Here is a 24,575-nt window from a genome sequence, read left to right as displayed (position 1 = left end):
TTGCCGTGATTTTTTATTTATTGCTTCGTAGAATCTCTATACTCAATACGATGTGGAAGAACAACAATTTGTTCGTCTACTTGCTCTTTATTCATATATTTAGTTAATAATCTCATTGCCACAGCTCCAATATCATACATTGGCTGTACTACTGATGTTAGTTGTGGACGGACCATTAACGCAAGACGAGTATTATCGAAACCAATAATTTCAATATCATCTGGTATTGAAATCCCGAGATCTTGCGCACTGTGAATAACTCCTAGAGCCATTTCATCAGTAGCAACAAAAATTGCGGTTGGTTTATCTGCTAACTCATTTAGACGTTCAAAGCCCTCTATTCCAGAATCATATGTATAGTCACCCTCAACAACATATTCTTCATTAAAAGAGAGTCCAGCAGTCTCAAGTGCACGCTTATATCCCGCTAACTTTTTCTCTGAATTGACTGGCTCACTCATCGGTCCACTTACGAATGCAATTTTTTTATGTCCTTTAGCTGCTAATTCAGAAACTGCATCAAATGATGCTTGTTCAGAATCGATGGTTACAGAAGGAACCGTATTACTTCTTTCAACAGTCGCAGCTAAGACAATAGGAACTGGCGACTTTTCAAATTCGCTAATATGTTCCTCAGTGATATTACCACTCATAAAAACAATACCATCTACTTGTTTACCAAGCATTGTATTCAATAAGTGGAATTCTTTGTCCTTATTTTGGTCTGAGTTACTAAGGATAATATTATACTTATACATCGTAGCGATGTCTTCGATTCCTCTAGCTAATTCAGAATAAAAAATACTTGAAATATCAGGGATAATTACCCCAACGGTCGTTGTTTTTTTACTTGCCAAACCACGCGCTACAGCGTTTGGACGGTATCCTAGTCTCTCAATTGCTTCGAGTACCTTTTTCCTTGTAGTTGGTTTAACATTTGGATTTCCGTTTACAACACGAGAAACGGTTGCCATGGAAACATTCGCTTCTCTGGCTACATCATAGATTGTCACATTCATTGACAACACTCCTTATATCTAGTTACCTATAGTATATATTAACATCTATTAAACAAAACATTGTCATGTTTGCTCACTTTATGTAGATAATCATACGATATTAACGACGTAAAGAGCAACGTCTTTGTGCACTTTTTAACAAAATAATTATTGAAACCGTAAACAACCCCAGAATAAAATGAAAACTCCTACTTACAGTAGGAGTTTTCGATAATACATTTATTTACACACGAACAGTTTGTAAGGATTTTAGTTCAGTGATCCATCGATCGAACTGATCAAAATCCATCTGCTGAGCAGAGTCTGATAATGCAACTGCTGGATCTGGATGAACCTCTGCCATCACTCCGTCCGCACCAATTGCAAGTGCAGCCTTAGCACATGGCAATAATAAGTCACGACGTCCAGTTGAATGAGTTACATCCACAACAACAGGTAAATGAGTTTCTTGCTTAAGAATTGGAACAGCAGAAATATCTAAAGTATTACGAGTTGCTCTTTCGTAAGTACGGATACCTCTTTCACAGAGAATAATTTGATCATTCCCCTGTGCTATGATATATTCAGCTGCATTGACAAACTCATCAAGAGTAGCAGCTAATCCACGCTTTAGTAAAACTGGTTTTTTCACTGAACCTGCTGCTTTTAATAATTCAAAGTTTTGCATGTTACGTGCACCGATTTGAATTACATCAAGATATTCAACTGCTACCTCAATATCTGCAGGGTTAACAATTTCACTTATTACTGCCATATCATATTCATCTGCTACTCGTTTTAAAATTTTTAATCCTTCCAAACCTAATCCTTGGAAATCATATGGGGATGTTCTTGGTTTGAACGCTCCACCTCGAAGTAATCGTAAGCCATGCTTTTTTGCCACCTCTGCAACAGCAGCAGTCTGTTCATAGCTTTCAACTGCACACGGACCTACAAAGAAGAACTGATTTCCATTCCCAATTTTTTCACCTTTAACATCCACAATTGTATCTTCGGGCTTTTTCTTTCTAGAAACAAGAAGAGCTTTACGGTGATCATCTTCCTGTATTTCTAATCCCGCTTTAAAAATTTCTTTAAAAATATGTTGAATAGTAGATGTCTCAAAAGGCCCCTCATTATGCTCCAAAATATTATTTAACATTTTTCTTTCACGTACAGGGTCATAACGATTTACACCTTGTGCTTCTTTTACTTTCCCTATTTCTTGAACAAGTTTTCCACGTTCACTTATCAAATTAAGGATTTGAAGATTAATCTCTTCGACTCTTTCGCGTAAATTATCTAATTCTACTTTACTCATCTCACTCTTCCTTTCTCACCTTGTTTAAATCACATAATTAAAAGAATATATTGCATTTTTTAGTAATTAGAATTCATTATAAACGAAATGATTCTAGTTGTCACTAATAAACTTTATTAATTAAACGCTTTTAAGCGATAAAGTATTGTATGTTATTGACTATAGGTAGGTGAAGAAAAATTCCAACATAATTATCTTTATTTTCCTATAGAAGAGTAAGATCTATTCTAGTGTGTTTTATAGGTTATTTTACTATAAAAGGGACTCTTTTAATTAGTAATTTTTTGTTTCCTTGTAATTAATAGCTAATTATATATAAAAAGCCCTTGGAGTTATCCAGGGACTTTACTTATCTTATGCACTTGCATTCGCTAACGTTTCTTTAGTTATTTTACGATGTGAGGCATCCCACTTAACTGCTCCACCTTCAAAAAGAAGAGCTTGTGGAGATTCATGTCTAATCGAAAATGTCTCAGCAATAAAGTTTGATAAAGGCCTTGCTTCTTGTACATAAAGATAGTATGTAGGTATACTCTCATTTTGAGATACAAAGTCCTCATATTCATCAAACGCCGCCTTACTAATTGGACAAGTTAAACTGTGCTTTACTAAAATAAATTTCTGCTCTCTTTGAAGAACTTCGTTAAATTCATCAATTGTTTCAAGTTTTTGTTTACCCATTAGTATCCTCCTTATTAATTAAGTATGAAGTCCATTCTCAGCGTCTTCCAGAGCTTTTTGCGCTTCGGCTAGTTTTTCTTGGAAAAGCTGTTCATTCGATGAATCCTCAACTTGAATGCCAGGCTCGCTATTATCAACCTCATCGAAAACCTCTTCAATGGCAGGTTCCTTAGGTTCTTTTGTTTTGGTAAGTAGTTGATTTGACTGTTCAGCAAGTGTTTTTGAAAATGAGTTAGTCTTTTCTTTTACAATGGACGCTTGTTCATTCAATTTTTGACGAAGTTCCTGTCCAGTTTTCGGTGCTAAAACAAGAGCTGTTGCAGCTCCAACAATTCCACCTACTATTGCACCAAGGATAAAAGTAGACCCATTACTTTTCGACATACAAACTCCCTCCTACTGTTTTTGTTTCTTATCTTTCCATTTATCCCAAATCTCTATGACAGCATTACTTACTTGAATAACCTGTGAGATTTTATCTTTATTTCTCTCAACTTGGTCTGTGACTTCAGTTGACACTTTTCCGATTGACTTGTTGAATTTTTGGATTGATGTACCTACATCTTTTATGGCATCAACAACAGTATTTAAACTCTCGGATTTCTGCTGAATATCATCTGCAAGCTTATTGGTCTTATTTAAAAGAGCAGTGGTTTCGCTTGTCACTCCCTCCATTTGCTGTTCAAGGCCAGATAACGTGCCAGCAACATTATCTAAGGTTTTTTGCAGTGAGTTTAGAGTTCTTGATAAATAAATGACTAAAATTAAAAATGCGACTGCAATAACTGCAACGCTTATGTATACGATTAAAATCATATTAGTAGTTGCACCTCCTTATCTCTTTCTTACCCCATTTTACTGCTTATAAACAGATTGTCCATATTCTTTTACTTTCGACATAATTCTTTTATTTCCTTCACCTAATTTTATGCCTCTCATATTAGTAACATTTTTATCTTTTTTCGGTTACAATAAAAGTTGTACATATGAAGAAAACACGGAGACAAATTAGAGTCGAGCCGTTGTTATACTTAAAACTATTTATATTGGAGGCATTTTGAATGAAAGATCCACGTATTGAAACATTAGCTCGTAACTTGATTAATTATTCTGTACGTCTGCAAAAAGGAGAAAAGGTTCTTATTGAAAACTTCGGGCTTCAACGCGAATTAGTAATTGCTCTTGTAAATGAGGCGTACAAAGCTGGTGGCTATCCATTTGTATCATTAAAGGATCATCAAGTTGACCGTGCACTATTAATGGGAGCACAAGAGGAACAATTTGAAATGAAGGCAGATTTCGAAGCAAATGTTATGGGTAAAATGGATGCTTACATTGGGCTTCGCTCAGGAGATAATATAAATGAACAAGCTGATGTACCTGATGAAAAAATGAAAATCGAAGGTAACACGGTTGGTAAAAAAGTACACCGCGAAATTCGTGTTCCAAAAACTAAATGGGTAGTACTACGTTATCCAAACTCTTCAATGGCTCAACTCGCGAAGATGAGTACTGAAGCATTTGAAGATTTCTACTTTGATGTATGTAATCTTGACTACGGAAAAATGAGTAATGCAATGGATGCGCTTGTTGAATTAATGGATAAAACTGATAAAGTCCGTATTACTGGGCAAGGTACTGATTTATCGTTCTCGATCAAAGACATTAAGTCTATTAAATGTGCTGGGGAGATGAATATTCCTGATGGGGAAGTCTATACAGCACCTGTACGTGACTCTGTTAATGGAACACTAACTTATAACACACCTTCTCCTTACCAAGGCTTTACATTTGAAAATGTTTCTTTAACTTTTAAGGACGGTAAAATTGTTGAAGCATCTTCAAACGACACTGAACGCCTAAATAAAATTCTTGATACAGATGAAGGCGCTCGTTATATCGGTGAATTTGCAATTGGGGTAAATCCATTCATCCAACATCCAATGCAGGATATTCTATTTGATGAAAAGATTGATGGAAGCTTCCACTTCACACCTGGACAGTGCTATGATGACGCTTATAATGGAAACAAATCAAATATTCACTGGGATATGGTAAATATCCAACGTCCTGAATATGGTGGTGGCGAAATTTATTTTGATGATGTGCTAATCCGTAAAGACGGACGATTTGTTATCCCTGAACTTGAAGCGCTAAACCCGGAGAATTTAAAATAAATATAGTAAAAGGGACTTTGCAGTTGCAAAGTCCCTTTTCTTTAAACAAGCACCTTTTCATAAGCATCCTGAAATTTTTGAATATCGCCGGCGCCCATAAATATGAGTACACTGTTTTCATGTTTTTTAAGTACGGACGTATTATCTTCTGTGATTAGATCAGCATCCTGAATTTTAGACTGCAAATCAGCAATTGAAAGTTCGCCTTTGTTTTCACGTGCTGATCCGAAAATATCACATAAGTACACATAATCAGCTTTTGAAAGACTAGAAGCAAACTCCTCCAAGAATGTTTGAGTTCTCGTAAATGTATGCGGTTGGAAAATCGCTACGATTTCACGGTCCGGAAACTTTTGTCGTGCTGCTTCTATTGTTGCTGTAATTTCGGTTGGATGATGGGCATAATCATCAATTATAATTTGATCTCCAACACTTTTTTCAGTAAATCTTCTTTTTACTCCCTGGAACGTTAATAAACGATCTTGAATAATGGAGACATCAATATTTTCATAATGGCAAAGAGCAATTACGGCCAGTGCATTTAACACATTATGGTCACCATATCCACGTGTTGAAAAACTCGCAAAAAATGTGTTTCGTACGAATACATCAAATGTTGAACCTTCTGTGCTTTTTATTATATTACGTGCTTGGAAATCATTTTCTTCCCCAAATCCATAAAACACCATAGGAACCTTTGATTGAATACTTTGAAGCTGTTCATCGTCGCCACAAGCAATTATTCCCTTTTTCACTTGAAGTGCCATCTCTTGGAATGCGTTAAAAACATCCTCAATATTAGCAAAATAATCCGGATGGTCAAAATCAATATTTGTCATAATTGCGTAATCTGGATGGTAGCTTAAAAAATGACGTCTATATTCACACGCCTCAAATACAAAATATTTATTATTTTCGGCACCTTTTCCACTACCATCTCCAATTAAATAGGAGGTTGGTTCCGCTCCATCCATAACATGTGCAAGTAACCCGGTAGTTGATGTTTTTCCGTGAGAACCTGTAATAGCAACGCTCGTATATTTCTTCATAAAATCACCTAAGAAACGGTGATAACGAATAACAGGAACTCCTAATCTGTTTGCTTCTTCAATTTCTTCATGAGTATCTGGATAAGCATTTCCGGCAATAACCGTTTGACCTTCACGGATGTTATCTTTACTAAATGGCAAAATTTGAATACCTCTAGCCTCTAGTGGCTTTTGAGTAAAATAGAACTTTTCAACATCAGATCCTTGGACCTCGTGGTTCATATCGTGAAGTATCTGTGCTAATGAACTCATGCCAGTACCTTTAATTCCAACGAAATGGTAAACTGTCATATAAAGAACCTCCAACAATGTCTATCTGTAAGACAGTATATGAAATTCATCTTGTTTTGATAATTGTACCCATTAAATGAGATGAATGACTCCAAAACAGAACTTATGTATACACTATCATCTCACATTTTTTCATTATAGCACTAATCAACTTTGAAGACCATTAGGAAAAGATAACTATTATGTTTCAGAAACATGTTAACTGTAATCTTTAGTACTTATGTAGCATTTTTTTATTATTGACCTTGTGAGTTATAAATAATCTATGATTTGGTGTTTTTTGGAACATATTTATAAATCGTGTTCCTTTTATTTAAACATGCCAATTACACATATATGCTCAATGAAGGAGATTATGCATTTAATCATGTCGGAAACAAGTATATTGGCTGTTTTTGGTTCTTTTATTATGTATGTAATTGGAATCTTGTTACAATTGGTTCATAGAGCATTTCTGTCTTCCCTTCAACATGAATTAACTGGTTTGAAAGGCTCGTAGAATACTTCTATTTTACCTTCAGAAGAGTTCAACTGCTTTGAACGGCTCATAGAACGTTTCTATCTTACCCTCAGCTGAGGTTAACTGCTTTGAACAGCTCATAGAACGTTTCTATCTTACCTTCACCTGAGCTTAACTACTTTGAACGGCTAATAGAATACTTCTATCTTACTTTCAGCTAAGAGTAGCTGCTTTAAAAGGCTCATAGAACGTTTCTTTACCTCAGCTGTTTTTGACTCTTTTTAAGACACATTGAACTCCTCTTTTCATAATACCAACCTTGTACCCCACACTAACTTTAACCGTTCCCAAAACCATAAGACTGCTTGCTTATCGCTTTATTACCTTCTCATCGACCAAAACAAAAAGCCGATAACAAACTAAATGTTATCAGCTTCACTTCTTTCTTAGTTCTCATATATATTTGAAAGTTCTTCCTCGGTTATTAGGACTTCTCTCGGCTTACTCCCACGTGATTCAGAGATAATACCTTGTTCCTCCATCATATCAATTAATCTTGCAGCTCGGTTATAGCCAATGCGGAAACGACGTTGCACACTTGAAGTGGATGCTCCTCCGTGTTCCAAGACAAATTCACATGCTTCTAAAAATAATTCATCTTCCTCATTCGAAATCGTTGCCTTTTTTAAGAGTTCCTCTTGCTCAAACATATAGGTTGGCTTCATTTGTGTTTTGACAAACCCTACAACATGTTCAATTTCATCATCGGAAACAAAGTTTCCTTGAACACGGATTGGTTTTGAAGAACCGTTTTCAAGGAACAACATATCCCCTCGTCCCAGAAGTTTGTCAGCACCGCTAGAATCTAAGATTGTTCTTGAATCAACTTGAGATGATACTGAAAAAGCAATACGTGTAGGTATATTTGCCTTAATTAATCCAGTAATTACATCAACGGATGGGCGTTGAGTTGCTAGTATTAAATGAATACCACAGGCTCTCGCCTTTTGTGCGATACGGCAAATAGAATCTTCCACTTCACCAGGTGCAACCATCATTAAATCAGCAAGCTCATCGATAATAATCACGAGATATGGAAGTTTGCCACTTTTTTCATCATGCTTTTCAACCATTTCATTGTATCGGCCAATATCCCTTACACCTGTATGTGCAAAGAGCTCATATCTTCTTTCCATCTCTTCAACTGCCCACTTTAGAGCTGCAGTGGCAGCCTTTACGTCTGTAATTACAGGGCTCACTAGATGGGGGATATGATTATATGGTGCCAGTTCCACCATCTTTGGATCTATTAAAAGTAGTTTAACCTGGTCTGGAGTAGCCTTATAAAGCAAACTAACTAACATTGTATTGATACATACGCTTTTTCCAGAACCTGTAGCCCCTGCAATTAATCCGTGAGGCATCTTCTGTAAGTCTGTTACGATAGGCTTTCCTGAGATATCAAGCCCCAATGCCACCGTAAGTGGAGACCTATTTGTGGAGAACTCCTGACTTTGTAGAATTTCTTTTAATAATACTGCCTTACTTTTTCTATTTGGTACTTCAATCCCAATCGTGTTTTTGCCTGGGATTGGCGCTTCAATACGGATGTCTTTCGCTGCTAGACTCAGTTTTATATCATCAGATAGATTGGTAATTTTATTTACCTTTACCCCAGCTTCCGGGTGAACTTCGAATCTAGTTACAGCTGGACCTTGCGTTACATTAACAACTTTAGCACGCACCTTAAAATTACGTAAGGTTTGGTCAAGGGTTGTTTTTTGCTCATAGAGCCAATGATTATCATCAACGTTTTCAACAGGAGGTGTATTTAAAAATGATAAGCTAGGAAATGAATATACTCCAACCATTCGTTTATTGTCATCTACTTTCTCAGGTTGAGGTTTGAATTCACTTACTTCAGATTGCTCTTTCGTTACCTCATGTTGAAGCTGTTCATCTTTTGCGCCTTGTTGTGGCGATTCTTTCCGGATTTCATCTTGGGGTTGTACGCTTCCCCCTTGATGTTGTCTCTCTATCTTTATGTTTTGTCCGGCAACTACTTCTTGCTGACTCTGCTCTGTCCGACTTTCTTGTCGAGGTTGCACGTTCTCTAACTCTCGTAGAGGCTGTACTTGTTTTTGTTGATTTAGCCTTTGCTTATCCTTCTTAAACATCAAGACATTGAAAGGAATTGAAGTTTGCCTTCTACGTGTCTCGTCTCGGGATTTCTCCACTTTCTCTTGTATTTGCTCAGTTTCAATGTGTTCTTGTTTTTCAGTAGTTATATCATTAAAATCTTCTACCACATCAATCTGTGCAACAACATCATTAAAATCTTCTCCCGCATTAATCTGTTCAACAACATCATTGAAGTCTTCTTCTACATTAATCTGTTCAACAACATCATCAAAACTCGCTACAGGATTACTTGTAGTCGGTGAATTAATTGTTTGGTCTTCATCTAACAATTCCCTAATTTGTTTCGGAATTTCTTTCTCTTCTTGCTCAGTCACATCACTGCCTATTAGTCTAGTAGTTTCAATACCAGCATGTTCCGAATAAATGAAATCAGCTTCTTTTGCAGGAACTTCTTCATACAATTCCTCAGAAATGGTTGCAGCTACTTCAACTTGTGCTTGGTCAGCAATATGTATGTTTTTTCTTGAATTTGCGGTTGGTAAGGTAGGTAATTCATATTCAACCACTTCTATCAGCTGTGGTTTAGTAAGTCCATATACAGGAGATGGCGTCTCTGTTGGGCGAAAAGGTTGTTTGTTCTCGCTTTTGTTAACGGGAATCGGTCTCTGTTGCTGTCTTGTCTCTCTTTTCTTAAAGGAGGTCTCATGGTTTTGATTGTTTTTTTTGTTTTCTGTACTTTGCTTAACTTCTTTAGTGTGTTTACGTCTTTCTCTAGGAGGTTCACTACCATTATCAGGTATTAAAGGAAATCTAAAGTTTCCTTTCGGATATTGATAGGTAACTCTTGCTTCAATATTCTTATTTTGACGAATATGTTCTGGATGATATTCGCTTGGACTTTCATCATCTGAATTTAAAAATCGTAGTAGTCTTTTCATTAAGTTCACAGCTATCACTCTTCCATTTACAATTACTAGAAATGTCCAAATAGTCATCAAATAATCCGTTTACGAAATTCTACGTCAGATTAAGCTGCTAAGGAGTATCAATTCACTTCCGTCTACCTATTTCTAGTTCAAGGTTTCAAGCTATTTCATTACTACCCTGTCATTTCTGACTATTGCTTTTTCGATACGTCAACTTTTGGAACACATATTACTATTATTTATTTTAACAATATTACATAAAAAAGCCACTAGTTTTCCTAGCGACTTTTGATTTGATAGTAAAGTAGGATACAGCTCTCCTACTATTTTCTCGGTCTATTTTTTCCAAGAATAAAGATTGGTTCGAGCTCATTTTCTTCATATAAAAACGATAAGGCTGTAATTGGAACTCTTCCCGCAGCAAAGAAACTCATCGTCATTTGGGCGAGTATATCATAACCAGTATCATTTTTAATATCTGCTAAAATAAGAACGTCTTGATGTGGTACAGCAACTGCCATGGCACCTTCCATTTGTTGTTTCATTTTTAGTAGAAAGGTTTCATTTAATATCCGACTCGCGTCGTACCCATCATTCGAATTTACAAAATAAAAAGTGTTTCCTGCAACAAGATCTGTTTTATAGTTTATTTCTAAAGAGCGTAAATTGAACCTTGCAATTTCTCGTATTCTTTCTGGTTCCCATTCCTCTTTTTGTAGTAAGTTCTTATCAATTAATCGATAGGTTGTCCCGAGGTCAAGTGCGTAATAAACACGAGTTTCTGCCGTATGTTCGTCATTTAATAAATCAATTCCATCACTTGATTGAGTTGGGAAAGAAGTAGAGCGAATTACAGGATAGATATTCTTTTCCTTACCCTGTAATTTTTGTTCCGTCCCCATTACAGAGAGAGATTCTTCAATATAATAAATGACTTCATCTAGACTGGCAGAACCTTCTTCTTTATACTTTGCGATAATACCTGGAAGCTCCACAGTCATTCCTTTTTTCGTTTCTTTATCTTCAATCCGTAACGTATCCTTCTCTTTGTCAAACGTAAACTCCCAATTGTGCTTTGCTAGCTTTTCTTCAATGATGTTTTTAAGCTTCTTTGAATCCATACTTCATACCCTCCTCTCTTTGTGTAGTAAGGAATTCTTAAGAAAGTCCATCAATAAATTGCTCGATTTCTTCCTTAGTTTTTCGATCCTTACTTACAAAACGGCCAGTTTCTTTTCCATTTTCAAATGCAATAAAACTTGGAATACCAAATACTTGTAAGGTTGCACATAAATCAATAAACTCATCACGATCAACATAATAAAATGTATACTCAGGGTAAGAATTTTCTATATCAGGTAAAAACGGGTCAATAAACCTACAATCTGGGCACCAGTCTGCTGAAAACATGAGTATATTTTTCCCATTTTTGCTTAATTCACTATATTGTTCCATGCTTTCTAACTTTTTCATTAAGATACCTCCGTTTATACTTCTTTGGTGAAAACTCACATATACACATTATGATATATTCTCCCTTTAAAGACAAACAAAAAACCCCCAGTTTATACTGAGGGACAAGTATCTTAGTATTTTACTGATGAGACAACTGTCATCATTTCTTTAGCGCTTTCGGATACTTCACTAAGCTTTGCTTCTGTAGTCATTTTTACTCCGCCAATACCTACAGATACAAGATAGAGCTTTTCATCAATTTCATAAACTTTTACATAGCCAAACCGTTCTTTATCTGTAAAGGTTTTATCTACTGAGAACTTCTTCTTTGATTCAATTGATTTATACATCACATCACTGTTTGCAGGTTCTACTGGATTAACAAACAAAATAAAAGTCTGATCGTCTTTGTTAATAATCACATTGTTTTCTTCCCGCTCTTCAATCTTCATAGTTGACGGTATATAAAATGATATATCCTCATTCTTACTGTTGGCTTCTTCTGCTTTTCCTTTAAAGGTTTCTTCAACTGCAGCGATTGTCTCTTTCGTTTCGTCCTCTATTGATGAACAACCGGTCAAAAGTCCTATAACGATAAAAAAAGACAAAAAAAGACCCTTTCCATGTTTCATTCTCTCACCCCTTACATAAGGTTGTATATATCTCTCTATTATTTATAATAAACCTATTAAATTCAGTGTTGCAAGGTTATTCTACAAATTTCATTCAATAACCTATTATAAGAAGATTGTACCAGTCGTTTTGTCGAATCTGTAGTCTGAAATATGACAAAAGAACGGCATTCACAATATCGTTATAGACTAAAAGTTACAAGAGAAATTTTGGCTCTTTTTAAGAGATTGTTACTATTAGCTTCTTTCTTTGAAAGTGAAAGGTACAAGGTTTAGTGCAACATAGTTTAGAAAACAGTCCTATTTATTATCTATTTAAAAATGTATATTGACCTACTAATAGTTTTACAACATGAAGAAACATATCAGTGCGATTTACATATCCATTTGTAAAAATGCCGATAGCTCCTTCATTTTTTCGGATATTCTTTTGTTTTGTATATTCCTCCATAACATCACCAAGTTCTTTACCTTTTAAAAGTTCACTGGCAATATCCTCAGGTAACAGTATACGTGCTCCTCCTGCAATAATCGGAGCAGTCTTCTCATCTACAATTGCACCCCAGTTACATAAAAAAATACCGAACTCTGTTTGTACAACTCCACCTTCTAAGCCAACTCCCAATTGGGTATCCTCTTTTTCAAGAGCATTTTGAGCTCTATTCACAGCACCTTTTATTGTTTCCTCATCAGAGAATGGCTGAGGCGATACACCAGAAGGGACAGATGTCGGAATGAAATCCGCTTGGATTCCTTTGAATCCGTTAACAATTGCATCAACTTTAGCAGGATTCTTTGTACCAATTGCAACTTTTAACATTTATAAACACCTCATCAACCAATCTAAGTATACATCCTAAGACTAACTTGTATCAGATAGAAGGACCCGGCATCTGCCGAGTCCAACTCATCACTTTACCCTCTTCGACTAGCTATTGTTTCTTATTGCATCAACTGTAGCACGATCTGAAGACTTAACAAGCTTAACTATTAACTCTCTAGCAGCTGCATAATCATCAACATGTACTATAGAAGCATGTGTATGGATATAACGAGAACAAATACCAACAACTGCGGATGGGACACCCTCATTTGACAAGTGAACTTGACCGGCATCAGTACCACCTTGAGAGATAAAATATTGATAAGGAATATTATTAGATTCAGCAGTATCTAAAACAAATTCACGCATACCGCGATGTGTTATCATTGAACGGTCATAAATACGTAACAATGCACCTTTACCAAGCTGGCCGAAAGAATTTTTATCACCAGTCATATCGTTTGCTGGACTTGCATCTAGCGCAAAGAAAATGTCAGGCTTAATCATATTCGCAGCAGTTTGAGCTCCTCTAAGTCCAACCTCTTCTTGAACAGTTGCACCTGAATACAATGTGTTAGGAAGTTGTACTCCTTGAAGGTCTTTTAATAATTCAATAGATAGACCGCATCCATAGCGATTATCCCAAGACTTAGCCAAGATTTTCTTTTCGTTTGCCATAGGTGTAAATGGGCAAATTGGCAGGATTTGTTGGCCAGGTTTAATACCTATGCGAATTGCATCTTCTTTGTCATCTGCACCAATATCAATCATCATGTTTTTAATATCCATTGGTTTATTTCGTTGTGCATCTTCAAGTAAATGCGGAGGAATTGATCCAATTACTCCTACTACTGGACCAGCATATGTAATAATTTGTACGCGTTGTGCCAATAATACTTGACTCCACCAACCACCAAGTGTTTGGAAACGAATCATTCCGTTTTCAGTAATAGACGTGACCATAAAACCAACTTCATCCATGTGGCCAGCAACCATAACAGTTGGGCCATCTGAATCCCCGTGTCTCACTCCAAAAATACTACCTAATCCATCTTGTACAACCTCATCTGAGTATTTTTCAAGTTGTGAGCGCATAAACTTTCTTACTTGATGCTCATTGCCTGGTGCTCCAGGTAGTTCTGTTAATGTTTTGAAAAGCTCTAATGTTTCTTGATTCAAGTTGTATTCTCCTCTCAAGTGAAATGACAAATATCGTTTGTCTATTAGTGTTACCAATTATGTACTATTATTTAGTATATCGAAATTGTTTTTCTCTTACCATAGTTTACATAGCGAAAATATTAAATTTATGTATACTTAAAGTATAGATGTAGATCGTTGTTATCTAAGGAGGGAATATAAATGAGCTGGAAGAAGTTTCTACTAGGTGTTGGTGTAGGTTTTGCAGGTGCATATCTTCTGAAAGAGGCAATGACCGAAACATTACTACCAGGCGACAAAGCACTCAAACAAGCTAAAGAAGTATTTAAGAAAAACGGACCAATCGACGGATCCTGGATACAAATGAATCCAGAAGAATACACCAAATCAGGTATTTTATACAAGGTTTATAAAGGTGGAATTACTCGCACTGTTAATAACGAGAGCCGCCAGTATGAATTTATCGCGGACGCAAAAACTGGGACAATACTAGAGGTCAATCCACTATAAGTATATAATAGCTAACTTAGCCTATAGGAGAGAATCCAATAGGCTAAGTTTATCTAGTCTCGAACTCTTTTCAAAGAGTCTAAAATGTCACCATTTTCATTCCACTTTATAGCTCGATAATAGGCATCATGATAAAAACTATACCACACCTCTTTTTCAATTCCATACTTCATCCACTTCTGTTTTTGCTCAATCGATGTCATCGGGTAATCATCATAAGCCATTACCCATAAGACATTTTGATGGGCGTGCGTTGGCATTATATCTGCCATATGAATAAGCTGTTCGTTTTGGCTTTCAATCACGATAATTGAATGTCCGTCACTATGTCCACCTGTATGTATTATTTTAATGCCTTCTTCAATTTCTAATTCATTTTCAAACGTTTTAACCTGCTCATGAATAGCTTCCCAATTTTCCTTCCAATACGTGGCCTTTGATCGTATATTGGGATTTCTCATTTCTTCCCATTCTATTTTAGAAGTAATAATGGTAGCGTTCTCAAAAGTAGGTACCAATTTATCATTTTCCCATTTTGTTAACCCACAGGCATGGTCGAAATGCAGATGTGTCATTAAGACGATATCAATATCTCTTGTAGACAAGCCTAGTTCTGCTAGAGAAGTTTCTACTTTAGATTCCTCAAGCACACCAAAATTTCTCTTTAACTTATCTGACATTTTATGATTCCCAATCCCCGACTCAATTAAGATATTTTTTGATTCAGTTTTTATTAAAATTGGGTCTGTACGAAGCTCAATCTGATTTTTTTCATTATGAGGATATTTCCTAGACCATAGTGGTTTTGGGACGACTCCAAACATTGCTCCACCATCTAAATTTGTTACACCGCCATTCAGCCATGTAAGTGTAATATCTCCAACCTCTAGCTGTTCCATTATTTCCCCACCCTTCTATGTACTCTCATCCATTTTAGCATTATTATGAATCTTTTTTAATGAGTATTTAAAAATGGGATTTTCCCGAGCTCTCTTCTCTACAGCAAAAAATCCACGAACCTAAGTCCATGGATTAGTTCTTCTTATTCATATATTTTACTTCTGAACGGTAAATAGGGTATCCCATCTTTGAAAATTTTTCTTCGTATTCAGTCATGATATTTCCCTCGAAGTCTGACTTATGCAAATCAAGACTTACATATGTTAAAAGAAGGCCATACTCAGAAAAACTTCTTAGTGAGTATTCAAAAAGACCACGATTATCTGTTTTGAAATGAATTTCTCCATCATCAATCAAAATATCTTCATACATTTGAAGAAAAGTTTTATATGTTAGACGTCTTTTTTCGTGTCTTGTTTTTGGCCAAGGGTCTGAAAAGTTGAGGTAAACTCGATCCACATCACCTTTTTCAAAGTAGTCACGAAGATTTTTTGCATGTACGTTTAATAATTTCAGGTTAGGAATTTCCGCTTCGATAGCCCTGTCAAGTGCAGCTACAATTACACTGTCGGATAATTCAATGCCGATATAATTTATTTCTGGATTAGCCTTCGCCATTCCTGAAACAAATCTTCCTTTACCCGTTCCAACCTCTATATGAATGGGATTATTGTTTCCAAAAGCATTTTCCCATTTTCCTTTACATTCTTCTGGATTACTAATTACATATTGGGGATGAGCTGCCAGTTTGTCCTTAGCCCACGGTTTGTTGCGTAAACGCATTTTATGCCACCTCATTTATGTTCTTCGCACATCAGAATACCATGTACAAGGGTTCTATGCAAGAGCTAACCTGTTGTATACCATCTCATAGCATTCTCAACTTAAATTAAAAAAGCTCACCAGCTGTGAGCTTTAATTCGTCTTTTAGAAAACTTTAGTAAAGTATAAAAAAGGTCAATTCATGGAAATGTAGTATATATGACTATTACATGAAGGAGTGCTAGTATGCCGATTGACTATACACATCAAATGGATATCTTAAAAGATATCTTATCAAATCATCAAATGGACTGCTGTGGAACTGTTGCTGAATGTGAACAGTTAGAAAGACTTATCCAATCACTTATTGCAAACCCGAATATTGACCAGGGAGTAAAGCAAGTACTAACAGATATTTATTCTTATAGCCAAGACGGTAAATATACACAACATCTTGATAATCATATATTATCTCATCAAAATCAACTTTCGGAATGGATTGACGATATCGACCAACTATCTTAAAAGTTCTTCTAAATACGTCGTCCAATAAAGAACTTCTTTATCTTTGTTCTTGGATTTATACCAGATAATTGATAACAGTGTTTGAGCTACCACATACCATTTCATTCGTAATTGTAAATGGTCAGTGAGCTCCATCCCGTACAGACTGATCCATGTTGACCAGTCTTCTTTTTTTATATACCAATGAAGAAGCATTCCAATATCCATTGCAGGGTCTGCAATCATCGCCCCATCCCAATCAATTAGAAAAAGCTCATCATTTTCTGTTATCAACCAATTATTATGATTCACATCAGAATGACAAACAACCTTTGAATCATAAGACACATTACGCAATTCTTCTTTTAGAAAATGAATTGCCTTTTTTATCTGTTTCATCTCAAGTAATTCAGAATCTAATATAGGTAAAATATCCTGTAAGATATCTTCAGGTAAGATTGGTTTTTTACCTAAGCGTTTCAGCATTTCTAATAATTCATTTGACTCATGAATTTTTTTCAACATGGTTGCTACGTTTTTTCCGTACATCTCACCCGGTTGCAATTCTCTCCCGCTTAACCAATGCTGTGCCGTTATTACGTCACCGTTTTCAAGACGTTTTGTCCAAATTAGTTTTGGAACTATCCCTTCCGCAGAAAGGACCGCTAGAAATGGAGAAGAGTTTCTTTTTAAGAATAACTTTTTTTCATCATATTGAGCAAAATACGCATCTCCAGTTGCTCCGCCTGCTGGAGAGATTTCCCACTCGTTTCCTAATACGTATTTAAGCCAGTTCATCTTCAATTTCAACACAACATTTCCATAGTAAGTAAGAATTCGAAATAAAAAAGACAGCTATTGAAAACCTTAGTAGAAAACAATAGCTATCTTAATAAATTTTAGCGTTTATTTACAATTAAAGTCAAGAAAAAGTGACTTTTGATTGATAGAAAATAGAGCTTTTACGATCGGTAAATGATGGAAAAGGACTATTTTACGATAAATGGTATTTTTTTATGTAGTATCTCAGCCTGAAGCGGCATTTGACCGATTAGTTCACCATCCGCATGAACTAGCATACTCTCAGATGACTCTATACTTACCTTCGCACCTTTGAGTTGAGACACTTCTTTAAAATTCGTATGCTTACCAAAAAACACCGTTACAAAGACAAATAATAGCTTTACTCTCGAGAGATTATGAACAATTGTAATATCTAATAAACCATCAGTTGTAATGGCCATTGGGGCTATTTTCATACCACCACCATAGTATGGCTGGTTTGAAATTGTAACAAACCAAACATTTTCATATGTGTATGGTTGCCCATCAATAGTAATTGAAACATCCGTCAAGCGATAAGTAAATAGCTGCCTAAACACAGCCCCAACATAGGAAAGTGAACCTAAATGAATCTTATTTAAGTATTTTTTCATTTTTGATTCATTTGTAAGTTTGGCGACAGCTGCATCAAATCCTGCTCCCATATTACTTACAAAATAATGAGTCTTTGTAACACCTTTAACCTTACATTTTCCTATATCAAAGAACTTCCCTTTACTTTTCCTATTTCTTACTATAAGAGAAAGTGCATCTAGCGGAGAATTGGGAACATGGAAACCACGAGAAAAATCATTTCCAGATCCCGCAGGTATATATCCAACCTTTACATCTGGATAATAGACCATCCCATTTAACACTTCATGAAGTGTACCATCTCCACCAACAGCAATAACAGCATCTATTTTTTCTTCAAACATCGAACCAATCTGCCTTGCTAATTCTTCCGCATGTGTAGGGTATTTTGTTAGAAACGAACGATATTTTATATTATTTTTCTCAAGTTCTTGTTTAACTTTATTCCATACCTTTAAAGACCTACCATTACCCGCCTTCGTGTTGACAATAAAAAATAATAGTTTCATAGATAAACCTCAAAATCTGACATGTATGCTTTAATAGTATTTTATCTTTTGAATGATTACAATATGTTTCCACTTAACTATTTGCAAAACAATTGGTGCAAAGAGCAATGAAATGCACAGCATCATCGCAGAAAAATGCATAGTAACTCTAAGATGTGCCAACAAAGAAGTTGCAACAAGATATGTACACTATGTCTTTGTACCTTTGTTTCTAAAGAGTTGCACTAAAAAACCCGGTCAATAACCGAGTCAAGTAAAAACGATCTGTTTAATCCATTCTACGAACATATGTCGTTTGGCAATATTGTAATAACGCATTTGCCGCTTTAAGCTGCATATGCTTTAAAGGTGAAACCATATTTCGCGCCCCTGTAAACCAAGCCTCATAATTCCTCTTGTCAACTAATTGAATATCAAACGGTACTGATGGATAGTCAAAATAACCTGACCTATTTAATATAACCTTTCGTATTGGTAAATCAATTTCATATAATGAATAAATTTTACGAACGATTCTATCCATTCTTTGTAGTCCAATGACCGGTGAAAGAAGCTTTTTCTCCTTGTCCCCATTTCGTTCAATCCAAAATCTTTCTTTTGACCCTACAAATACACTGTTGTCATCACCTTCAAGAATCGTTATACACCAAGTCGTTGTTGGGCTTAAAAGAATAATTTCAACCTCAACCGGGGCTTTTTTCAATAGAAATATTGGCTGATACAGAACAAGATATGTGTCAGGGAACCGCTGTAAGAAATATTTTAAGGTAGGATCATAAAAAAACTCACGGTCTACATATGATTTTTCACGAACAGTTGAACTTGCCCACTTCATTTGAAAATCAAAAATATGATCAAGAAACACTTGTTTAAGCTCATCAATAGTCTTTGGCTGGTTCTCATAGACAAAGGAAAAGTCTATTTCGTCATTTAATTCCTCATTGATTTTTATAAGATTAACTTGACTATCTTCAACCTCGTCGTCACTCTTTCTTTTTCTTTTAAAAAATTGAAAAAGTGAGGTTTTTTCCTCTATGTGTTGAGGTTCTGTTTGGATAATAGATTTTTCAGGGGAAGTTAACCCTCCCTCAACCCACGCATTCTTAACTTTTTCCCAGTGTTGTTTCTTCAACCGAATAAATTGACCCGGGTACCGATACGTATCTATTTCGTATCGGGATATATAATCTTGTAATTTTATTAATTGTCCCAACAGAATTCCACCTTACTGAAATTGACTCTTATATAAAGGCTCTTCTAAAAGATTGTGCAATTTGCAGCTGTAAATAAAATATGGTACGGATTAGAATGATAGGTGATTTCCGCTCCTGGCACCCGCTTTCCGCGGGCGTGAGAGGCGCCTTTTGCCTCTGACAGAGGAGTTGAAATTTCTCGAGTTTCTAGCCGCTGAAGCTAGACAAGTCGCAAGCTCCTGCGGGGTATCACCAGGTCACGCTTTTCCCGCAGGACTTTGAGAAGCACCTTTGAATTCTCCCAAGCACGAAGAAAATACAAAGCATTTTCGAGGAGTCTTCGTGCCATGCGCTCCAATCACCTTCCTGTAAACATGTATTCGACTTTATATAGCCTAATATTAATTACATTAAAAGCAACAAAGTTTACGAACAACAACCTATATAAATAACCCAACCAAAACCGGGAGAATAATAGCCGTATATATTGCACTTAAAATCATAGCTACCGAGCTAATCGCCCCTTCATTAGTTCCCATTTCCAATGCCTTAGCAGTCCCGATTCCGTGAGAAGCTGTTCCAAGGCCCAAACCTACTCCAATATAATGATCAACCTTTGTTATTTTCAATAAGATTGGTCCGAACATGGCTCCACCAATTCCTGCAATCATCACATACACAGCAGCTAGAGCTGGAACTCCCCCAATTACATCCGCTATATCCATAGCTACAGGAGAGGTTACCGACTTTGGAGCTAATGAAAATAGCACTACTGGACTTACCGAAAACAGTTTAGCTAGGTATAAACCTGATAGGACTCCAGCTGTTGATCCTACTATGACACCAATAAAAATTGGTTTAAAATACGCCTTTAATGCGTTTCGGTTATGATATAAGGGATATGCCAACGCTACTACTGCTGGTCCAAGTAATTCATCGATCCACTTTCCCCCTAGCATATATGTTTCATAAGGAATTGAGAAAAGTAGTAATCCTATAATAATAACTAGCGTTGTAGTAGCAATCGGTACAAGTAATGGAAAAGGAATAAGCTTATATAACTTGGTCATACCAAAAAATATGATGACGGTGCCTATAATAGTACCAATAGCAATAAAACTATTCATACATCAAAGCCCCCCTCGATATCTTTCCTTAGGTCAGTTTTTCTACCTTTAGCAATTAATTGTCCAACTTTACTTGATAGAAGCATCACGAGAAAAGTACTAGCTAATACTATCCCCACAGTTACTAATCCTTTCCCTCTAAAAAAAGGTAAATAATCAATAAGACCAACAGTGGCAGGGACAAATAAGAGAGCTAGGTACGTAAGCAAAAACTGTGCTCCTGAGGCTAGCCAATTTTCTTTTACTATTTTTAACTGAAGTAATAAAAAGAGTAGAAGCATCCCAATTATGCTGCCAGGGATACTTGTACCTACTACATTTTGAATAAGCGTCCCTAAGAAGTAAAAAAGATATAAAATCGAAATTTGAACACATACTTTTATAAATTTCATAATAAATCCCTTCTCTTAAGAAAGTGGGAAAATGGCAAGCGGTTGATATTTAGGTGTACGATTCATATGAGTTTGATACAAAACCACATTCTCCGCTTCAAAGATACTATACTCTTGCTTTGGTTGCACGATTTCATTTACCGTTTCAAAAGGGAATTTTTCATCAGACTTCCATCTTCTCGCTAACGTAATATGTGGAGAATACGGACGCTTGTCTAAATCAAACCCAACTTCCGTACAAGCTTTAAAAACATCTTTCTGTAGGGAAATCAGTTCTTCGCTTTTATTGGCACCGGCCCAAAGGATACGTGGAGCGTCTTTTCTCCCAAATGTTCCAATGCCGTTCAATTCCAGTTCAAATGATGTATGCTGTTGAACAATGACTTTTATACTCTTTTTAACCTCATTTAATTGTTGAAAAGACGCAGTTCCTCCCAAAAAGGCAAGCGTAATATGTAAATCTTCTGGATGGACCCAACTTTTAAAAGGCAGCCTAGGTTCTAAAAGCTCCCTCCACTTAAAAAGAACTTCTTTTGTTTTTTCTGGTATTGCAAGTGCAAGAAAGTAATGGGTTTGATGTTCCATTTCAAGACCCCTTTGTAGGTATATTTCCATCATTTTATCAAAGTTTGTGGTAAAGTAAAACTAGCTTAACGGTATATAATTACCTTAGGTCCTAAAACACCACTCTACATTTTATATCATTAAAATACACAAACTACATAGGTCTCTGTGTGTAATTAATCATCAAAGGAAGTGTAATAGTTGAAGGTTGTAAACACTATCTCTGACTTAATTGGTGAAACACCATTAGTCAAATTAAATAAAATTAGTCCCAAAGGGAAAGCCTCTATCTATTTAAAATTAGAATATTTCAATCCAAGTGGTAGTGTAAAGGACCGTGCAGCATTTAATATGATTATTGAAGCAGAAAAAGCTGATTTGTTAAAACCAAACTCAACGATTATTGAACCGACAAGTGGAAATACAGGAATTGGTCTTGCAATGAATGCAGCAGCAAGGGGATATAAGGCAATACTTGTCATGCCCGACACGATGACTCAGGAAAGAATTAACCTTTTAAAAGCATATGGTGCAGAGGTTGTATTAACGCCTGGGGACGAAAAAATGCCAGGGGCAATTAATAAAGCAAAAGAACTAGCACAGCAAATTCCCAATAGCTTCATTCCGATGCAGTTTGAAAATAATGCAAATCCAGATGCACATCGGTATTCAACAGCAGTTGAAATAATTAACGCCATGAATTCTATAGGAAAGAACCTCACTGCATTTGTTGCGACTGCTGGAACCGGCGGTACAATTACAGGAACAGGAGAGACTCTGAAAGCTCATTACTCCGATTTATCAGTTCATGTTGTAGAACCTGCTGGTTCTCCAGTCTTATCAGGTGGAAAACCCGGGAAGCATAAACTTGTTGGTACAAGTCCCGGTTTTATACCAAAAATATTAAATCAAGATGTTTATGATGAAATCTTTAAGATTGAAGACGAAGACGCCTATAATACAGTAAGAAAACTTGCTCAACAAGAAGGAATATTAGTGGGACCATCATCAGGTGCTGCATGCTATGCTGCTATTCAAGTAGCTAATCGTTTAACTGCTGATGACGTTGTGGTTTGTATTGCATGTGACACAGGTGAAAGATATTTATCAAGCGATTTATTTAATTAGCAAAGCTCGCCATCTGGCGAGCTTTTGTTTTTAATTATTATTTTGCTAATTCATAAATCGCTTGAGCATAAATAGCTGTTGCCTTTATTAAATCATCTACCATGATATATTCATCTTTTTGATGTGCAACATCCGGTCTTCCCGGGAACAATGGACCGAATGCAACACCAGCTTTTAATGACCTTGCATATGTACCTCCACCAATTGATACGAGTGTTGCTTCTTCCCCTGTTTGTTGCTCATAAACAGATTGAAGAGTTTTTACTAAATCATGCTCCTTATCGACATGATGTGGACGAGAGTTGCTAAAATTCGATATTTTGAAGGAGTATTGTTTACATGTTTCCTCAATCAACTTCTTTGTAGAATCCATATCATTTGTTACTGGATATCGAAGGTTTAAACCAAGACTGCCTCCATTTTCTCTTACGTACGTGAGTTTACCAACATTAATCGTTAAATCACCTGTAATATCATCTGAATATGCAACGCCTAACTTTTTACCACGTGAGTCTCCGACAAAAAACTCATTTACAAAAGTGAGAAATTGCTTTGCTTTTTCATCTACGCTGTAAGACTGTAAAAAGCTTGCTAAAAATAATCCAGCATTTTTCCCATGGTCAGGTTCCATACCATGTGCAGACACACCTTCTACTTCTAAAAGTAATGTGTCATTATCACACATGCCGCGCCCTATCAATGAATTCTCTTCGAGAAAACCATGAAATTCATTAACTATTTTTTGAAGATCACCTTCGCCTTGAATTTTTGCTTCAGCAAAATCAGGCACCATATTGTAGCGACGCCCTGACCTTACATATTCTAATATAAGAGAAGTTCCTTCAGCAGAGGCATTCGAATTCTGAACGATATCAAAATCTGAAATCCCTTTTTCTGCATAGATAATTGGAAAATCAGCGTCTGGAGCAAAACCCATTGTTGGCATTTCTTCATGCTTAAAGTAGTGCTCTACACAACGCCAATCACTTTCTTCATCTGTTCCAATAATCATCCGGACACGCTTGGATAAAGATAAATTTAGTTCCTTGACTATTTTCATTGCATAGTAGGCGGCCATTGTTGGACCTTTATCATCTAGTGAGCCTCTCGCAAAGATTTTCCCATCGCGTATTTCAGCTCCAAATGGATCACTAGCCCATCCATCCCCTTCAGGAACAACATCAATGTGACATAAGATACCAATCAAATCCTTACCTGATCCCATTTCAAGATGTCCAGCAAGTCCATCTAGGTTTTTAGATGCAAATCCTTCATCATTCCCTTTATCTAATAAATAGTGGAGTGCCTCATCAATACCCGCTCCAAAAGGAGCCGTCGGAGTCCCGTTCTCCTCATCAAGAACACTCTTTATGCGAAGAAACTCTTGGGTATCCTTTACTAGCTGCTCTTTTCGCTTCATTACTTCTTCTAGCCAATTAATAGATTCCATAATT

General features: G+C 36.2%; 26 protein-coding genes. 5 read left to right on the top strand and 21 right to left on the bottom strand.

Translation table 11 applies throughout. The features are described 5' to 3' along the window. Nucleotides 1-17: 17 nt before the first annotated feature. The 5 genes from ccpA to AB3M96_RS17555 all read right to left on the bottom strand — a co-directional run bounded on the left by ccpA (nt 18) and on the right by AB3M96_RS17555 (nt 3,816). Nucleotides 18-1,019 carry a catabolite control protein A gene (ccpA, locus tag AB3M96_RS17575; protein WP_412968935.1) on the bottom strand — a complete coding sequence of 334 codons (1,002 nt, stop codon included), beginning with the start codon at nt 1,017-1,019 and terminating at the stop codon, nt 18-20. A 223-nt stretch (nt 1,020-1,242) separates the two neighbouring features. Continuing rightward, complete coding sequence (locus tag AB3M96_RS17570; protein WP_412968934.1) at nt 1,243-2,319, bottom strand: bifunctional 3-deoxy-7-phosphoheptulonate synthase/chorismate mutase; 1,077 nt, start codon at nt 2,317-2,319, stop codon at nt 1,243-1,245. A gap of 354 nt (nt 2,320-2,673) precedes the next feature. Next, on the bottom strand, nt 2,674-3,000 hold the full coding sequence (gene ytxJ, locus AB3M96_RS17565) for a bacillithiol system redox-active protein YtxJ (protein WP_412968933.1): 327 nt from the start codon (nt 2,998-3,000) through the stop codon (nt 2,674-2,676). 18 nt (nt 3,001-3,018) lie between these two features. Continuing rightward, a complete protein-coding gene (locus AB3M96_RS17560; RefSeq protein WP_412968932.1) occupies nt 3,019-3,384 on the bottom strand; it encodes a YtxH domain-containing protein in 366 nt (121 codons plus the stop codon). 12 nt (nt 3,385-3,396) lie between these two features. Continuing rightward, nucleotides 3,397-3,816, bottom strand: coding sequence for a DUF948 domain-containing protein (locus tag AB3M96_RS17555; RefSeq protein WP_412968931.1), 420 nt, complete (start codon nt 3,814-3,816; stop codon nt 3,397-3,399). Nucleotides 3,817-4,061: 245 nt separating this feature from the next. Here AB3M96_RS17555 and AB3M96_RS17550 point away from each other — a divergent pair, with 245 nt between their 5' ends. Continuing rightward, complete coding sequence (locus AB3M96_RS17550; protein WP_412968930.1) at nt 4,062-5,177, top strand: aminopeptidase; 1,116 nt, start codon at nt 4,062-4,064, stop codon at nt 5,175-5,177. A 41-nt stretch (nt 5,178-5,218) separates the two neighbouring features. Here AB3M96_RS17550 and murC read toward each other — a convergent pair whose 3' ends face one another. Continuing rightward, nucleotides 5,219-6,517, bottom strand: a complete 1,299-nt coding sequence (gene murC, locus AB3M96_RS17545) for a UDP-N-acetylmuramate--L-alanine ligase (RefSeq protein ID WP_412968929.1) — start codon at nt 6,515-6,517, stop codon at nt 5,219-5,221. A gap of 343 nt (nt 6,518-6,860) precedes the next feature. Here murC and AB3M96_RS17540 point away from each other — a divergent pair, with 343 nt between their 5' ends. Next, nucleotides 6,861-7,016 carry a hypothetical protein gene (locus AB3M96_RS17540; protein WP_412968928.1) on the top strand — a complete coding sequence of 52 codons (156 nt, stop codon included), beginning with the start codon at nt 6,861-6,863 and terminating at the stop codon, nt 7,014-7,016. Nucleotides 7,017-7,423: 407 nt separating this feature from the next. Here the strand turns inward: AB3M96_RS17540 and AB3M96_RS17535 are convergent, their stop codons facing one another. The 6 genes from AB3M96_RS17535 to AB3M96_RS17510 form a co-directional block, all read right to left on the bottom strand. Next, nucleotides 7,424-10,066, bottom strand: a complete 2,643-nt coding sequence (locus tag AB3M96_RS17535; protein ID WP_412968927.1) for a DNA translocase FtsK — start codon at nt 10,064-10,066, stop codon at nt 7,424-7,426. 302 nt (nt 10,067-10,368) lie between these two features. Further along, entirely contained in the window at nt 10,369-11,166 is a 798-nt protein-coding gene (locus tag AB3M96_RS17530) for a DUF1444 domain-containing protein (protein ID WP_412968926.1), read from the bottom strand. Between the two features lie 37 nt (nt 11,167-11,203). Beyond that, the gene (locus AB3M96_RS17525) at nt 11,204-11,518 is read right to left on the bottom strand and encodes a thioredoxin family protein (protein WP_412968925.1); all 315 of its coding nucleotides are present in this window, start codon (nt 11,516-11,518) and stop codon (nt 11,204-11,206) included. Between the two features lie 113 nt (nt 11,519-11,631). Then, nucleotides 11,632-12,132, bottom strand: a complete 501-nt coding sequence (locus AB3M96_RS17520) for a hypothetical protein (RefSeq protein ID WP_412968924.1) — start codon at nt 12,130-12,132, stop codon at nt 11,632-11,634. A gap of 307 nt (nt 12,133-12,439) precedes the next feature. Continuing rightward, the gene (locus AB3M96_RS17515; protein ID WP_412968923.1) at nt 12,440-12,952 is read right to left on the bottom strand and encodes a DUF84 family protein; all 513 of its coding nucleotides are present in this window, start codon (nt 12,950-12,952) and stop codon (nt 12,440-12,442) included. Nucleotides 12,953-13,060: 108 nt separating this feature from the next. Next, nucleotides 13,061-14,134 (bottom strand): M42 family metallopeptidase, encoded by a 1,074-nt coding sequence (locus AB3M96_RS17510; protein ID WP_412968922.1) that lies wholly within the window; start codon nt 14,132-14,134, stop codon nt 13,061-13,063. A 183-nt stretch (nt 14,135-14,317) separates the two neighbouring features. Here AB3M96_RS17510 and AB3M96_RS17505 point away from each other — a divergent pair, with 183 nt between their 5' ends. After that, complete coding sequence (locus AB3M96_RS17505; RefSeq protein WP_412968921.1) at nt 14,318-14,626, top strand: PepSY domain-containing protein; 309 nt, start codon at nt 14,318-14,320, stop codon at nt 14,624-14,626. 53 nt (nt 14,627-14,679) lie between these two features. Here AB3M96_RS17505 and AB3M96_RS17500 read toward each other — a convergent pair whose 3' ends face one another. After that, nucleotides 14,680-15,525, bottom strand: a complete 846-nt coding sequence (locus AB3M96_RS17500; protein WP_412968920.1) for a YtnP family quorum-quenching lactonase — start codon at nt 15,523-15,525, stop codon at nt 14,680-14,682. Between the two features lie 133 nt (nt 15,526-15,658). Further along, the gene (gene trmB / locus AB3M96_RS17495; RefSeq protein WP_412968919.1) at nt 15,659-16,309 is read right to left on the bottom strand and encodes a tRNA (guanosine(46)-N7)-methyltransferase TrmB; all 651 of its coding nucleotides are present in this window, start codon (nt 16,307-16,309) and stop codon (nt 15,659-15,661) included. A 225-nt stretch (nt 16,310-16,534) separates the two neighbouring features. On the opposite strand from trmB, the gene AB3M96_RS17490 reads away from it, so the two are divergent. After that, complete coding sequence (locus AB3M96_RS17490; RefSeq protein WP_412968918.1) at nt 16,535-16,813, top strand: YtzH-like family protein; 279 nt, start codon at nt 16,535-16,537, stop codon at nt 16,811-16,813. Here the strand turns inward: AB3M96_RS17490 and AB3M96_RS17485 are convergent. The 6 genes from AB3M96_RS17485 to thpR form a co-directional block, all read right to left on the bottom strand. Continuing rightward, complete coding sequence (locus AB3M96_RS17485) at nt 16,805-17,590, bottom strand: phosphotransferase family protein (RefSeq protein ID WP_412968917.1); 786 nt, start codon at nt 17,588-17,590, stop codon at nt 16,805-16,807. The two genes, AB3M96_RS17490 and AB3M96_RS17485, sit on opposite strands and share 9 nt — an antisense overlap. Before the next feature lie 191 nt (nt 17,591-17,781). Next, nucleotides 17,782-18,717, bottom strand: a complete 936-nt coding sequence (locus tag AB3M96_RS17480) for a diacylglycerol/lipid kinase family protein (RefSeq protein ID WP_412968916.1) — start codon at nt 18,715-18,717, stop codon at nt 17,782-17,784. Between the two features lie 268 nt (nt 18,718-18,985). Then, nucleotides 18,986-19,930, bottom strand: coding sequence for an NERD domain-containing protein (locus AB3M96_RS17475; protein ID WP_412968915.1), 945 nt, complete (start codon nt 19,928-19,930; stop codon nt 18,986-18,988). Between the two features lie 420 nt (nt 19,931-20,350). After that, the gene (locus tag AB3M96_RS17470; protein WP_412968914.1) at nt 20,351-21,037 is read right to left on the bottom strand and encodes an LrgB family protein; all 687 of its coding nucleotides are present in this window, start codon (nt 21,035-21,037) and stop codon (nt 20,351-20,353) included. Next, the gene (locus AB3M96_RS17465; protein ID WP_412968913.1) at nt 21,034-21,429 is read right to left on the bottom strand and encodes a CidA/LrgA family protein; all 396 of its coding nucleotides are present in this window, start codon (nt 21,427-21,429) and stop codon (nt 21,034-21,036) included. Before AB3M96_RS17465 ends, AB3M96_RS17470 begins: the two co-directional genes overlap by 4 nt. 15 nt (nt 21,430-21,444) lie before the next feature. Further along, nucleotides 21,445-22,014 (bottom strand): RNA 2',3'-cyclic phosphodiesterase, encoded by a 570-nt coding sequence (gene thpR, locus AB3M96_RS17460; RefSeq protein WP_412968912.1) that lies wholly within the window; start codon nt 22,012-22,014, stop codon nt 21,445-21,447. Between the two features lie 180 nt (nt 22,015-22,194). Between thpR and cysK the strand changes: the two genes are divergently transcribed. Further along, nucleotides 22,195-23,121 (top strand): cysteine synthase A, encoded by a 927-nt coding sequence (gene cysK, locus AB3M96_RS17455; RefSeq protein ID WP_412968911.1) that lies wholly within the window; start codon nt 22,195-22,197, stop codon nt 23,119-23,121. 37 nt (nt 23,122-23,158) lie between these two features. Here cysK and pepV read toward each other — a convergent pair whose 3' ends face one another. Continuing rightward, nucleotides 23,159-24,571: a dipeptidase PepV gene (gene pepV / locus AB3M96_RS17450; protein ID WP_412968910.1), complete on the bottom strand. Its 1,413-nt coding sequence runs from the start codon at nt 24,569-24,571 to the stop codon at nt 23,159-23,161. Between the last annotated feature and the right edge of the window lie 4 nt (nt 24,572-24,575).

This window comes from Ferdinandcohnia jepli, assembly GCF_047246645.1.
In the GTDB taxonomy this organism is placed as follows: domain Bacteria; phylum Bacillota; class Bacilli; order Bacillales; family Bacillaceae_L; genus Ferdinandcohnia.
This window is presented reverse-complemented; position numbering and strand designations above follow the sequence as displayed.